This is a genomic window from Mycobacterium sp. E787, assembly GCF_001668725.1.
Taxonomy (GTDB): domain Bacteria; phylum Actinomycetota; class Actinomycetes; order Mycobacteriales; family Mycobacteriaceae; genus Mycobacterium.
The window spans coordinates 1-11,974 of sequence record NZ_LZKL01000048.1; the positions used below are offsets into that span (position 1 = coordinate 1).

General features: G+C 69.0%; 11 protein-coding genes and 2 pseudogenes. 3 read left to right on the plus strand and 10 right to left on the minus strand.

Annotated elements, in window-relative coordinates; all coding sequences use genetic code 11:
- Positions 1-179: 179 nt before the first annotated feature.
- The gene (locus A5705_RS09580) at positions 180-1,220 is read right to left on the minus strand and encodes a hypothetical protein (RefSeq protein WP_068277104.1); all 1,041 of its coding nucleotides are present in this window, start codon (positions 1,218-1,220) and stop codon (positions 180-182) included.
- An 81-nt stretch (positions 1,221-1,301) separates the two neighbouring features.
- Positions 1,302-2,066 carry a molybdate ABC transporter substrate-binding protein gene (gene modA, locus A5705_RS09585; RefSeq protein WP_068277106.1) on the minus strand — a complete coding sequence of 255 codons (765 nt, stop codon included), beginning with the start codon at positions 2,064-2,066 and terminating at the stop codon, positions 1,302-1,304.
- 180 nt (positions 2,067-2,246) lie between these two features.
- Here modA and A5705_RS09590 point away from each other — a divergent pair, with 180 nt between their 5' ends.
- From A5705_RS09590 to A5705_RS09600, 3 genes are all read left to right on the plus strand, one after another.
- Positions 2,247-2,924: an SDR family oxidoreductase gene (locus A5705_RS09590; protein WP_068277109.1), complete on the plus strand. Its 678-nt coding sequence runs from the start codon at positions 2,247-2,249 to the stop codon at positions 2,922-2,924.
- Positions 2,925-2,987: 63 nt separating this feature from the next.
- Positions 2,988-3,905, plus strand: a complete 918-nt coding sequence (locus A5705_RS09595) for an LLM class F420-dependent oxidoreductase (RefSeq protein ID WP_068277114.1) — start codon at positions 2,988-2,990, stop codon at positions 3,903-3,905.
- 178 nt (positions 3,906-4,083) lie between these two features.
- Entirely contained in the window at positions 4,084-5,469 is a 1,386-nt protein-coding gene (locus tag A5705_RS09600) for an NAD(P)/FAD-dependent oxidoreductase (RefSeq protein ID WP_067882871.1), read from the plus strand.
- A 4-nt stretch (positions 5,470-5,473) separates the two neighbouring features.
- Here A5705_RS09600 and A5705_RS09605 read toward each other — a convergent pair.
- The 8 genes and pseudogenes from A5705_RS09605 to A5705_RS09640 form a co-directional block, all read right to left on the minus strand.
- Positions 5,474-6,115 (minus strand): annotated as a pseudogene (locus tag A5705_RS09605) (urease accessory protein UreD); the annotation flags it as partial.
- Positions 6,115-6,786 (minus strand): urease accessory protein UreG, encoded by a 672-nt coding sequence (gene ureG, locus A5705_RS09610; protein WP_068277118.1) that lies wholly within the window; start codon positions 6,784-6,786, stop codon positions 6,115-6,117. The pseudogene A5705_RS09605 and the gene ureG, both read right to left, overlap by 1 nt.
- Before the next feature lie 10 nt (positions 6,787-6,796).
- Positions 6,797-7,438: an urease accessory protein UreF gene (locus tag A5705_RS09615; RefSeq protein ID WP_067882869.1), complete on the minus strand. Its 642-nt coding sequence runs from the start codon at positions 7,436-7,438 to the stop codon at positions 6,797-6,799.
- 10 nt (positions 7,439-7,448) lie between these two features.
- Positions 7,449-9,164 (minus strand): urease subunit alpha, encoded by a 1,716-nt coding sequence (locus tag A5705_RS09620; protein WP_068277120.1) that lies wholly within the window; start codon positions 9,162-9,164, stop codon positions 7,449-7,451.
- On the minus strand, positions 9,161-9,475 hold the full coding sequence (locus A5705_RS09625) for an urease subunit beta (protein WP_067882867.1): 315 nt from the start codon (positions 9,473-9,475) through the stop codon (positions 9,161-9,163). The genes A5705_RS09620 and A5705_RS09625 overlap by 4 nt, the downstream gene beginning before the upstream one ends.
- Positions 9,472-9,774, minus strand: coding sequence for an urease subunit gamma (locus A5705_RS09630; protein WP_068277121.1), 303 nt, complete (start codon positions 9,772-9,774; stop codon positions 9,472-9,474). The genes A5705_RS09625 and A5705_RS09630 overlap by 4 nt, the downstream gene beginning before the upstream one ends.
- A gap of 45 nt (positions 9,775-9,819) precedes the next feature.
- Positions 9,820-11,385, minus strand: a complete 1,566-nt coding sequence (locus tag A5705_RS09635; protein ID WP_082956387.1) for an APC family permease — start codon at positions 11,383-11,385, stop codon at positions 9,820-9,822.
- Positions 11,386-11,446: 61 nt separating this feature from the next.
- A pseudogene (locus A5705_RS09640) lies at positions 11,447-11,974 on the minus strand (PPE family protein); the annotation flags it as partial.

The window sequence follows — 11,974 nt, forward strand, 5'->3', positions numbered from 1 at the left end:
CGCTGCCCGGCCAACTCCGCCAACTCCTCAAACAACACCGCCAACCGCTCTTTATGGTTCACCCCCAACCGAGGCGGCGCCGTCGCCAACATGACCCCATCATCACAGCCGGGTACGACAAAAACCGGCGCCCGGGGAGGACGGCCAGAATCGGCAGGGCGTGATATCAGCCGCTTGAACTAGCCGTCGTCACGTTTGGCTCTGTCTTCCAGCTGCGAGGTCAGGCCGAACTTGTCAACGAGCGCCAACCAATCCGCTCCCGAGACCACATAGGCAGGACGTTCGTTCGGCCGAGACGAATCGCCGCGCCACGAAAAGCGAAATCCCGCTCCCGCCAAGTCGAGGCATCCGATCGTAAGTGGTTGCGCGCCAAGAAGACTCACCGCCAGGCCGGGGATGGCGGGGTAGTCGTACGTGGTGCCGTCACCGCTCGTGACACTGTCGGGCTGGAAGGTTGCCGGCGTCGCGGTGGCGTCCGCACGTGAAGCCGAGGCGCGAAGCGCATCGCCATTCGGGTCGAGCACCCGCAATTCGTCGTTGTCCACGTCAAGCACCAGGCTCGGCTCCGAGAGCGATCGCTGCAGCCGAAGTTGTTTTCGGAACGCGAATGACCCCAACTCCTCGGCCAGATACGGGTTCGGAAACAGCAAACACCGAGTCGGTTCACCCAGCGCGGGACCGCGCAGGTCGAGCCCGCTCTGGCGGCCCGCCACGGCGAGAAGCTCATCGAACTCCGAGACCCACAGCCAGGCGTCGACGGCCTGCACGGGCGGCGCGTCGAGCCGTGTCGCCGGACCGATGCGACGATCTCGTCCGCCGAGAACAAAGCGCCGAGAACCGCTTTGCAGATGGAGGGCCACGCCCATGTTCACCCAGGGGCCCAGCTTTGCATCAACGAATGGGAAAGCATCGCGCCGCTGATCGACGGTCAAGCCATCGCTCGTGACGCCGATGACCACGTTTCGGCGCGAACGCCACCACACGTAGGCGGTGCCCACCACGCCGAAAAGGCCAACCGCCACGAGCCCCATGATCGCGATCGCGAAACCCTCGCTCCGCCGGGTGACGACCGCCCCGACCATCACGAAGATCAACGCGAACATCGCCGCCTGAACAAGGTACCGGCCCTTCCCCGTGGCGAACGCGTTCATCTGGGTGGACATGGTCGGGGAGGATGCCACGAACCGGCGTGACGCAGCGGGTTGATCGTTGACGCTCATCACAGAAGTATCGGCCCACGGGCGCGATACCGATCCCAATTCGGCGGTGCGCCATCAGCCGCCGGCCGCATGGTGCGCGCGTCAGGGTTTGGCGAAGCCGTACTGGGACAGGATGTGTTGGCCGGTGCCGCCGGTCACCATGGCCACGAACTTCTGCGCCGGCGCGGGTTGCGGGGCGTGCTTCAGCACCGCGATCGGATAAACGTTCACCGCGGCGGCGGCTTCGGGAAAGTTCACGGTCGCCACCGTGTCACCGGCGTTGCGGGCGTCGGTGACGTAGACGAGCCCGGCGTCCGCCTGTCCGGTGGTGACCTTGTTGAGGACGTCGGTCACGCTGAGCTCCTCGCTGACCGGGCTGAGGCGCACCCCCGTGCTGTCCTCGATGCGCCGGGTCGCCGCCCCGCACGGCACCGGCTGCTGGCAGATCACCACGCCCAGCCCGGGCCTGGCGAGGTCGGCGAAGGATCCGAGCTTCTTCGGGTTGCCCGGCGCGGTGACGATGACCAGCGTGTTGGACGCGAAATTGGTCGGGTCCCCCGCCAACAGTCCCGCCTTGGCCACGGCGTCCATCTGCGCGGTGTCGGCCGACGCGAACACGTCGGCCGTCGCACCCTGCGTCAGCTGGGTGGCGAGCTCGGAAGACCCCGCGAACTCGAAATCGACTGTGCTACCGGGATTTTCGCTGCTGAACTGCTGGCTGATGCGGGTGAACGCCGGCTTCAGCGAGGCCGCGCCGAACACCACGACCTTTCCCGACGCCCGCGACGGCGACGTCGAACCGCACCCGACGAGCATCGCGACCAACACCGTCGAAACCGCACCGGCCAGGATCCCGATCCGCCGCATTGCTGCACCCTATCCCGCCGAGGATGCGGTCGGATTGCGGGCCCAAGCGTCGCAAAAAAGTGACGACCGAACCGTTACGCAATTTATCCGCGCGTCGCGGCGTGCGGAATTTCGCCGACTAGCTACCGTCCAGTAACATGAACCGCGGTCGATGCCATAACGGGCCGAGACGAGGAGGTCATGGCAGTGGAGGTGCTGGTCACTGGCGGGGACACGGAGCTGGGGCGCACGGTAGCCGAGGGTTTTCGCGACGACGGTCACAAGGTGACTTTGGTGGGGGCGCGCCGCGACGATCTCGAGATCGCCGCCAAGGAGCTCGAGGCGGACGCGATCGTCTGCGACACCACCGACCCGGCCAGCCTGGAATCGGTTCGCGGTTTGTTCCCGCATCACCTGGACACCATCGTCAACGTGCCGGCGCCCAGCCGGGAAGCGGGCGACCCGCGCACGTACTCCCTGTCCGACACGGCCGCGGCATGGCGCCAAGCCCTGGACGCGACGGTGCTGTCGGCTGTGCTGACCGTGCAGGCCGTCGGCGACCATCTGCGCTCCGGTGGCTCCATCATCAGCGTGGTCGCCGAGAACCCGCCCGCCGGAAGCGTCGACGCGGCGATCAAGGCGACGTTGTCGAATTGGGTCACCGGACAGGCGGGCCTCTTCGGCACCCGCGGGATCACCGTCAACGCCGTGGCCAGCGGCCGCAGCGTCCAGCCGGGATACGACGGCCTGTCCCGCACGGCGCCGCCCGCCGCCGCGGAAGTGGCGCGCCTGGCGCTGTTCCTCACCACCCCGGCGGCCCGCCACATCACCGGTCAGACGCTGCACGTGAGCCACGGCGCGCTCGCGCATTTCGCCTGAGGCTGAATCGAATCGGTTTCCCGCCCTGGTTCGAACCCCGGGACGGTGGCTACGGTAACTAGCGTGGCTATTCGACTCGGTTTGCAGATTCCCAATTTTTCCTACGGCACCGGGGTGGACAAGCTCTTCCCCACCGTTCTGGCCCAGGCCCAGGAGGCCGAAGCGGCCGGATTCGACTCGGTCTTCGTGATGGACCACTTCTACCAACTGCCCATGCTGGGCGACCCCGACCAGCCGATGCTGGAGGCCTACACGGCGCTGGGCGCGCTGGCCACCGGGACCGAACGGGTGCAGCTGGGCACCCTGGTCACCGGCAACACCTACCGCAACCCGACCCTGCTGGCCAAGATCATCACCACGCTGGACGTGGTGAGCCAGGGCCGGGCGATCCTGGGCATCGGGACCGGCTGGTTCGAGCTCGAGCACGACCAGCTGGGTTTCGAGTTCGGCACCTTCACCGACAGGTTCAACCGGCTCGAGGAGGCGCTGCAGATCATCCTGCCGATGATCAAGGGTGAGCGGCCCACCTTCTCCGGCGAGTGGTACCACGTCGACCAGGCGGTGGCCAATCCCCGCTTCCGCGACCACATTCCGTTGATGATCGGCGGCAGCGGCGAGAAGAAGACCATCCCGCTGGCCGCGCGCCACTTCGATCACCTCAACGTCATCGCCGGGTTCGACGAGTTGCCGGCGAAGCTGAAGGTCGTGCGGGAGCGGTGCGAGGAGATCGGCCGCGACCCCGCCACGCTCGAGACCAGCACGCTGACCACGGCGGTCGTCGACGAGAATTTCAAGGCCGACCAGATCCCCGCCGAGATGGCCCAGCGCTCGGTGGTCGGCAGCGCCGAATCCGTCGCCGACCAACTCAAGACCAAGGTGCTGGACGCCGGGATCGACGGGGTGATCATCAACATGCCCTTCTACACGCCCGGCACCATCACCGCGGTCGGCGAAGCCTTGCGCCCGTTGGTCGGGCTGTAACGCACAACGCATTTGGGCATCGGGCATGACGAGTATCACCTCCTACTCGACCAGGCCCGATGCGCAATGTGCTTGATTACACATGCTTACGACTTTGGTGTCGGGGTACCGCCTTGACTAGCGTGGTAGCTAACTGAATTCGCGCGTCCAGGAGCCCCCGATCAGGAGCAGCCCGAACATGAGCACGCAGGCAGAAACCACTGCCGCACCCGAGCGTCGTCATCAGGTCGTCATCATCGGTTCGGGATTCGGCGGGCTGAACGCGGCAAAGAAGCTCAAGCACGCGAACGTCGACATCAAGCTGATTGCCCGCACCACCCACCACCTGTTCCAGCCGCTGCTGTACCAGGTGGCCACCGGGATCGTGTCCGAGGGCGACATCGCCCCGCCCACCCGGGTCGTCCTGCGCAGGCAGCGCAATGTCCAGGTGCTGCTCGGCGACGTCACGCACATCGATCTGGAGGGCCAATTCGTCGTCTCGGACCTGCTCGGCCACACCTACGAAACCCCTTATGACAGCCTGATCGTCGCGGCCGGCGCCGGCCAGTCCTACTTCGGCAACGACCATTTCGCCGAGTTCGCGCCGGGCATGAAATCCATCGACGACGCGCTGGAGGTGCGGGGACGGATCCTGAGCGCCTTCGAACAGGCCGAGCGGTCCCGCGACCCGGAACGACGGGCCAAGCTGCTGACGTTCACGGTCATCGGTGCCGGCCCCACCGGAGTCGAAATGGCCGGGCAGATAGCGGAATTGGCGTCCCACACTCTGAAGGGCTCGTTCCGCCACATCGACTCCACGAAGGCGCGGGTGATCCTGCTCGACGCCGCGCCGGCGGTGTTGCCGCCGTTCGGCGAGAAGCTCGGTGAGCGGGCGGCCGCGCGGCTGGAGAAGATGGGCGTGGAGATCCAGCTGGGCGCGATGGTCACCGACGTCGACCGCAACGGCATCACGGTTAAGGATTCCGACGGCACCACCCGGCGCATCGAGTCGGCGTGCAAGGTGTGGTCCGCCGGGGTTCAGGCCAGCGGGCTGGGCAGGGACCTCGCCGAGCAGTCGTCGGTCGAAATCGACCGGGCCGGACGGGTCAAGGTGCTGCCCGACCTGTCCATCCCCGGGCATCCGAACGTGTTCGTCATCGGCGACATGGCCGCCGTCGAGGGCGTGCCGGGAGTGGCGCAGGGCGCCATCCAGGGCGCCAAGTACGCCGCCGCCGCGATCAAGGCCGAACTCGGCGGCGCCGACCCGGCCGAACGCGAGCCTTTCCAGTACTTCGACAAGGGCTCGATGGCCACGGTGTCGCGATTTTCCGCGGTGGCCAAGATCGGCCCGCTGGAGTTCAGCGGCTTCATCGCCTGGCTGATGTGGCTGGTGCTGCACCTGGTCTACCTGGTCGGCTTCAAGACCAAGGTCAGCACGCTGCTGTCGTGGACGGTGACCTTCTTGAGCACCCGCCGCGGCCAGCTCACCATCACCGAACAACAGGCGTTTGCCCGCACCCGGCTCGAACAGCTGGCGGTGGCGGCCGCCGAGGCGAAGCGTCCGGCGGCCCGGCGGGCCAGCTGACCGCCAGCCGGTCGGCCTGCCACGTGCTCAGCGTCCCGCCGCCGGCCAACGCCAACACGGTGGCACCAGCGTCGGTGGCGGTGGATTCGAAACCCGTTTCCGGATAACGCAATTCGTTGATGGCGGCGCGCGGCGCCGAGATGGGGTCGTCGGCCAGCGAGCCCGCGCCCAATTCCACCCGGTGACGCAGCAGCGGGAGGCCGCTGCGGTCGGCGTGCAGCGAGCCGGACCAAAACCCCTCGCCCTCGCCGCATCTGCCGATCTGCACGCGCTCCCGAAACCGGATCAGCCCGTCGTCGTGCAGGTACAGCTGCACGCTGGACAGGTGCCGGGCGACGCCGGCTACGACGGTCGGCTCGAGATCGACGTCGAGGCTGCCGCTCACCTCCAAGTTCCAGTGGGCGTGCGACGTGGGGGTCCGCGGGCCGGGCAGCGCCACGGTGGCGGCGGCGCTGCGCAACCTGAGCCGTGCACCGCGTTCGACGACGACCCGGATGTCGACGGTGTCGCCGCCCAGCGGCATGGCGGCCGCCGACACCAGGTGCACAGTGTCGGCCGACGTGCTACGCGCCTGCATGCCACCGCCGCGGAACTGGATGCGCGGCGCCCGGTCGGCCGACGCGATCAGCACAACCTCGGAACGCATCAGGGTGACGCGGCCAACTGGGCGCGCACCCAGGCCAGCACCCCGGTGGCCGCCGGGTCCGCGGTCAACGACTGCATGATGGTGGGCCGGCCGCCGCGCACGGCGTCGGCGTCGCGGGCCATCACCCGCAGGTCGGCGCCGACAAACGGTGCAAGGTCGATCTTGTTGACCACCAACAGATCCGAGTAGGTCACCCCGGGGCCGCCCTTGCGCGGCACCTTGTCGCCGCCGGCCACGTCGATGACGAAGATCTGCACGTCCACCAGGCCCGACGAGAAGGTGGCCGTCAGGTTGTCGCCGCCGGACTCGACCAGGATCAGGTCCAGCGCGTCGTGGGCGGCGATCAGGTCGTCGATGGCGTCCAGGTTCGCGGTGATGTCGTCGCGGATCGCGGTGTGCGGGCAGCCCCCGGTCTGTACGGCCGCGATCCGGTCGTCGGGCAGCACCGCGTTTCTGCGCAGGAAGTCGGCGTCCTCGGTGGTGTATATGTCGTTGGTCAGCACCGCCAAGGACAACTCGCCGCGCAATTGCCGGCACAGCGCCGCGACCAGTGCGGTCTTGCCGGAGCCGACGGGACCGCCGACACCGATGCGCAGCGGCTCCCCCGGCCGCCTGACCCGTCTCGGCCGGTCGTGGTGGACGTGCGGGTGGGCGTGCAGATGCGTTGACATGATTGGCCTTTCAGGAAACGAAGAGGGGCCGCTCGCGTTCGGCGTGGCGTTGCGCCAGTGTGTCGAGCAAGGGGTCGGACAGGTCGGCCAGCCCGGCGCCGGCCTCCGTGGCGGTGCGCTCGCACAGGGCGGACAGCTCGAAGGTGACGGCGGCGACGGCGGCGGGATCCAGCGCCAGCAACCGCTGGGCCGCGGTGGCCGACCCGGTCATCGTGGTGTACACGAGATGCAGCGCGGTGTGTTCGGGATCCAGCCCGCTGATCGCCCCGACGCGCCCGGCGGCCACCGCGAGGTGCGGGCGCGGGCCCAGGTCGTCCCAGTCGGCCTCCGGCCAGACCCGGCGCGCCAGCCGCGCCAGCCCCCGGCCCTGGCCGCGGGAGGCCTGCCGGGCCGCGGGCGCCGGGGTGCGCGCGTCGGTTTCGCGGTCCGCGTCGTCGATGCGGATGTCACCGCGGTGCACCGCGGCCGCCACCGAGGCGGCGACCAGCCCGTGGGTGCGAATCCTGCGCACCAGGAACGCTTTCAGCGTCACCAGGTCGATCACCATGCCGCCGGCGACGGCCTCTTCGACGCCGCCGGAGTGCACGTGCGCGCCGGTGGGCAGTCGCGAATCGGCCAGCGCGAGCAGGGTGGTCAGTGCCGTCTGAACCATCGGCGCGCCATCAGAACAGGAAATATCGTTGGGCCATGGGAAGTTCCGTCGCCGGTTGCTCCTGCCAGACCTCGCCGTCGATGCGCACCGTGAAGGTGTCGGGATCGATCTCGATGCGCGGCATGGCGTCGTTGAGCGGCAGGTCGGCCTTGCCGACGGCGCCGACATCCTTGACCGGCACCAATCGCCTTCGGACCGAGACCTTTTCGGCCAGGCCCGCCTCGACGGCCTGCGGGGCCACGAAGTGCAGCGAGGTAGCGGGAGCCGTCGCGGCGCCGAACATCGGCCGCGGCAGCACCGGTTGCGGGGTGGGGATCGACGCGTTGGCGTCGCCCATCGCCGCCCACGCGATCATGCCGCCCTTGAGCACCGCGTGCGGGCGCACCCCGAAAAACGCCGGCTCCCACAGCACCAGGTCGGCGAGCTTACCCACCTCCACCGACCCGATCTCGTGGTCGAGGCCGTGCGTGATGGCCGGGCAGATGGTGTATTTGGCGACGTAACGCCGCGCCCGATTGTTGTCCGCTTCGCCGTCGCCCGGCAGCGCGCCGCGGCGGCGCTTCATCACGTGCGCGGTCTGCCAGGTGCGGATCACCACCTCGCCGATGCGGCCCATCGCCTGCGAGTCGCTGCCGATCATCGAGATCGCGCCCATGTCGTGCAGCAGGTCCTCGGCGGCCATCGTCGACGGCCGGATCCGGCTCTCGGCGAACGCGAGGTCCTCGGGCACCGCGGGATTGAGGTGATGGCAGACCATCAGCATGTCCAGGTGCTCGTCGAGCGTGTTGACCGTGTGCGGGCGCGTCGGGTTGGTGGAACTGGGCAGCACGTTCGGCTCGGCGGCCACCCGCATGATGTCGGGCGCGTGCCCGCCGCCGGCGCCCTCGGTGTGATAGGTGTGGATCGAGCGGCCGGCGATGGCGCCGAGGGTGGTCTCGACGAACCCCATCTCGTTGAGGGTGTCGGTGTGCAGCGCCACCTGCACCCCGGCGGCGTCGGCCACGGTCAGGCAGGTGTCGATGGCCGCGGGTGTCGATCCCCAGTCCTCGTGCAGCTTGAAACCCGAAGCGCCGCCGCGCAATTGCTCCCAGAGGCCCTCGGCGTTGACGGTGTTGCCCTTGCCGAGCAGCGCGAAGTTCACCGGCCAGCAATCCAGCGCCTCCAGCATCCGGGCCAGGTGCCACTCGCCGGGGGTGACGGTGGTGGCCTTGGTGCCCTCGGCGGGCCCGGTGCCGCCGCCGATGATGGTGGTGATGCCCGACCCCAGCGCCTCGGGCATCAGCTGCGGGCAGATCAGGTGCACGTGGCAATCGATGCCGCCGGCGGTGACGATTTTCCCGTTGCCGCCGATGATTTCGGTGGACGGTCCGACCACCAGGTCCGGGTGCACGCCCGACATGATGTCGGGGTTTCCCGCCTTGCCGATCGCGACGATGCGGCCGTCGCGAATCCCGATGTCGGCCTTGATGATTCCCCAGTAGTCGAGGATCACCGCGCCGGTGATCACGGTGTCCGGCGCGCCGTCGGCCCGGCTGGCGCGCCCCTGGCCCATCGATTCGCGCAGCACCTTGCCGCCGCCGAAGACCGCCTCGTCACCCGCCAAACCCGGTCCGCCGCTGCGGTCTTCGGTGATCTCCACCAGCAGGTCGGTGTCGGCCAGCCTGATCCGATCCCCGGTGGTGGGGCCGAACAGGTCGGCGTAGCGCTCCCTGGACAGCCGCGTCATGACGGGTCGAGCCGTCCGGGCGGGTCCAGGCTCAGTCCGTGCACCTCGCGCCGGCCGCGCAGCGGGACCAGCCGGACCGTCTGGGCGATGCCGGGTTCGAAGCGGACCGCGGTAGCCGCCGGAACGTCGAGCCGGTGGCCATGAGCCGCGGCACGGTCGAACGACAGCGCCGGGTTGGCCTGCGGCAGGTGGACGTGGCTGCCGACCTGCACCGGGCGGTCGCCGGTGTTGACGATCCGCATCTCGAGCCGTTGCGCGCCGGCATTGATCTCGATATCGCCCGCGCCATAGAGGATTTCGCCGGGAATCATGCGATCGGGTGATGGACGGTGACCAGCTTGGTGCCGTCCGGGAACGTCGCTTCCACGTGCACCTCGTCGATTATCTCCGGTACCCCCTCCATCACGTCGTCGCGACCCAACACCGCACACCCGCTGGACATCAGCTCGGCCACGCTGCGGCCGTCCCGCGCGCCCTCGAGGATGTGGTCGGTGATGACCGCGGTGGCCTCGGGGACATTCAGCCGCAACCCGCGCGCCCTGCGCCGACGAGCCAGCTCGGCGGCGTAGGACAACAGCAGGCGCTCTTGCTCGTGCGGCGTGAGAAGCATGTCCTCCCGATCCTGCCATCCCGCTGCGGCGGGTCTTACCCCGACTCAGGCCCGCCGCGGAATGGCGTCGGCGTAGGGGGCGTCGCTCTTGGCGTACGCCCGGGCCGACGCCATGTACAGCAGGCCCACGCCGATGATGACCCCCGCCATCAGCAGCACGACATAGTTGTCGTACCAGGGCGCGTCGGGGGTGCGCGGCCAGCAGATGTTGACGATCGCCGCGACGCCGTAGATCAGTGCGCTGACATTGACCAGCATGCCCCACCTGCCCAGCTGATACTTGCCCGACGGCCGCCAGCCCTTCAGCCTCGCCCGCAGCGCGGCCAGCACCACCATCTGGAAGCCGAGGTACACGCCGACCGTGCCGAAGCTGACGAGCTTGTTGAGCGGGTGCTCGGAGACGATGGTCCCGGCGATCAGCGCGCCCGGGACGATGACCGCGGCCAGCAGGGCGAACGGCGGCACGTGCCGCTTGTGATCGAATCGCGCCAACAGCCGCGAACCGAAGATCATCCCGTCGCGGCCGTAGGAGAAGATGAGCCGGCTGGCGGCGGCCTGCAGGCTCAGGGCGCACGACACGAACGAGATCAGCACGATGCCCAGCACCACCCGGGAGCCCAGGTCTCCGAAGGCGCTCTGCAGGACGGTCGAGATGGGATTGGTGTCCTCGCCGCGGATCACCGCGCCGAAGTCGGTCACCGACAGGATCAGGCTCAGGCACACGAACGTCGACGCCGCCCCGCCGACGTAGATGGTGCGCCGCATCGCCTTGGGGATCTGGATGCCGGGGTTGCGGACCTCCTCGGCCACGTCGCCGCACGCCTCGAAGCCGAAGAACTGATAGAAGCCGATCAGGCTGGCGGCCAGGAACGCATACAGGAAGCTGTGGCCGCCCTGGGCGTTGAAGCTGTGGAACAACACACCCAGGCCGTGGGCGCGGTGGGTGATCAGCAGCCAGATGCCGACCACCAGGGCGCCGATGAGCTCGGCGCTGAAGCCGAAGATCGCGAAGTAGCCCAGGATCTTGGTGCCGGTGAGGTTGATGAGCGTGGCCACCGCCAAAACCGCCAGCGCGCAAAAGATCTTGGCCAGCGCGGTCGGGCGGAAGCCGACCATGGCGGCCAGGTAGGGACCCGCGCCGAAGGCCGCGTCCGCGATGAGGGCCAACAGGCAGAACATGTAGACCCAGCCGGTCATCCACGCCCACTTGCGCCCCCACAGCCGTCGCGCCCAGGGGTAGACGCCGCCGGCCACCGGGAACTGCGCGACCACCTCGCTGAACACCAGCGCCACCAGCATCTGCCCCGCGCCGACGATCAGCAGGCTCCAGATCATCGGCGGGCCCGCGGTGGCCAGCGCGAACGCGAACACCGTGTAGATGCCGACCACCGGCGACAGATAGGTGAAGCCCAGCGAGAAATTGGCCCACGGGCTCATGTCCCGTTTGAACTCCGAGGAGAACCCCAGCGCCTTGAGCTGGGCGAGGTCCTCGTCCTCGGGCGCGGCCTCGGTGGGCGTCGTCGCGCGAGGTTGAGCCTGGTGTGCGGGCGTGGGTAGCACGTCGACGGCCGGGTCGCTCTCTACGCTTTGGTCAGACCCGGCGAACTTCATGAAAAACAATTGAACCGACCCCAATCATCGAAACCTGTTGTCACAATCCGGTTTTCGTCGCCTATTTCTGCGTGCCCTCCTTAATCAGCGTCGCGGCCGTGCGCTTGAGCACATCGCGCTGCCTGGTCACGTCGGCGATCGCCTTGCGGAGCTGGTTGAGTTCGTCGCGCTCGCTGACCGCGCCGTCCCCGTCCGCGGGTGCGCCGGGCTTGACCCAGGGCGCCGCGGGATCCTCCTGCTCTCCGGGCAGCGCCGCGACCACCTTGTGGCGCAACCGGCCGCGCGGCTGGTCGCCGCGCGGCGCGTTGACGACGCTGGCCACCGGGCCCATCGCCGGTAGGCCGCCGTAGAAGGTGCCCGGGCCGCCGAGCCCGGCCGGCGGCGAGCCGTCCAGGGCGGTGGCCGGCAGCGCCGTCGCGGCCAGCCGGATCGCCGGGGAGCTGCCCCACGACGGCGGCACCGACAGGTTGCCGACCGTGGCCGCCCCGCCCAGGCCCGCCGAGGCGCCCGCGCCGGACGGGCCCGCCACGTTGGACGCGACGGCGCCGGCGGCCGCCGCCCTGGACGGCCGCCCCGCCGATCGGCGGGG

Bases quoted from the DNA above. Each gene is read 5' to 3' on its own strand.
- A5705_RS09580 (WP_068277104.1), bottom strand. From the start codon at position 1,220: ATGAGCGTCAACGATCAACCCGCTGCGTCACGCCGGTTCGTGGCATCC.
- modA (WP_068277106.1), bottom strand. From the start codon at position 2,066: ATGCGGCGGATCGGGATCCTGGCCGGTGCGGTTTCGACGGTGTTGGTC.
- A5705_RS09590 (WP_068277109.1), top strand. From the start codon at position 2,247: ATGGCAGTGGAGGTGCTGGTCACTGGCGGGGACACGGAGCTGGGGCGC.
- A5705_RS09600 (WP_067882871.1), top strand. From the start codon at position 4,084: ATGAGCACGCAGGCAGAAACCACTGCCGCACCCGAGCGTCGTCATCAG.
- ureG (WP_068277118.1), bottom strand. From the start codon at position 6,786: ATGTCAACGCATCTGCACGCCCACCCGCACGTCCACCACGACCGGCCG.
- A5705_RS09615 (WP_067882869.1), bottom strand. From the start codon at position 7,438: ATGGTTCAGACGGCACTGACCACCCTGCTCGCGCTGGCCGATTCGCGA.
- A5705_RS09620 (WP_068277120.1), bottom strand. From the start codon at position 9,164: ATGACGCGGCTGTCCAGGGAGCGCTACGCCGACCTGTTCGGCCCCACC.
- A5705_RS09625 (WP_067882867.1), bottom strand. From the start codon at position 9,475: ATGATTCCCGGCGAAATCCTCTATGGCGCGGGCGATATCGAGATCAAT.
- A5705_RS09630 (WP_068277121.1), bottom strand. From the start codon at position 9,774: ATGCTTCTCACGCCGCACGAGCAAGAGCGCCTGCTGTTGTCCTACGCC.
- A5705_RS09635 (WP_082956387.1), bottom strand. From the start codon at position 11,385: ATGAAGTTCGCCGGGTCTGACCAAAGCGTAGAGAGCGACCCGGCCGTC.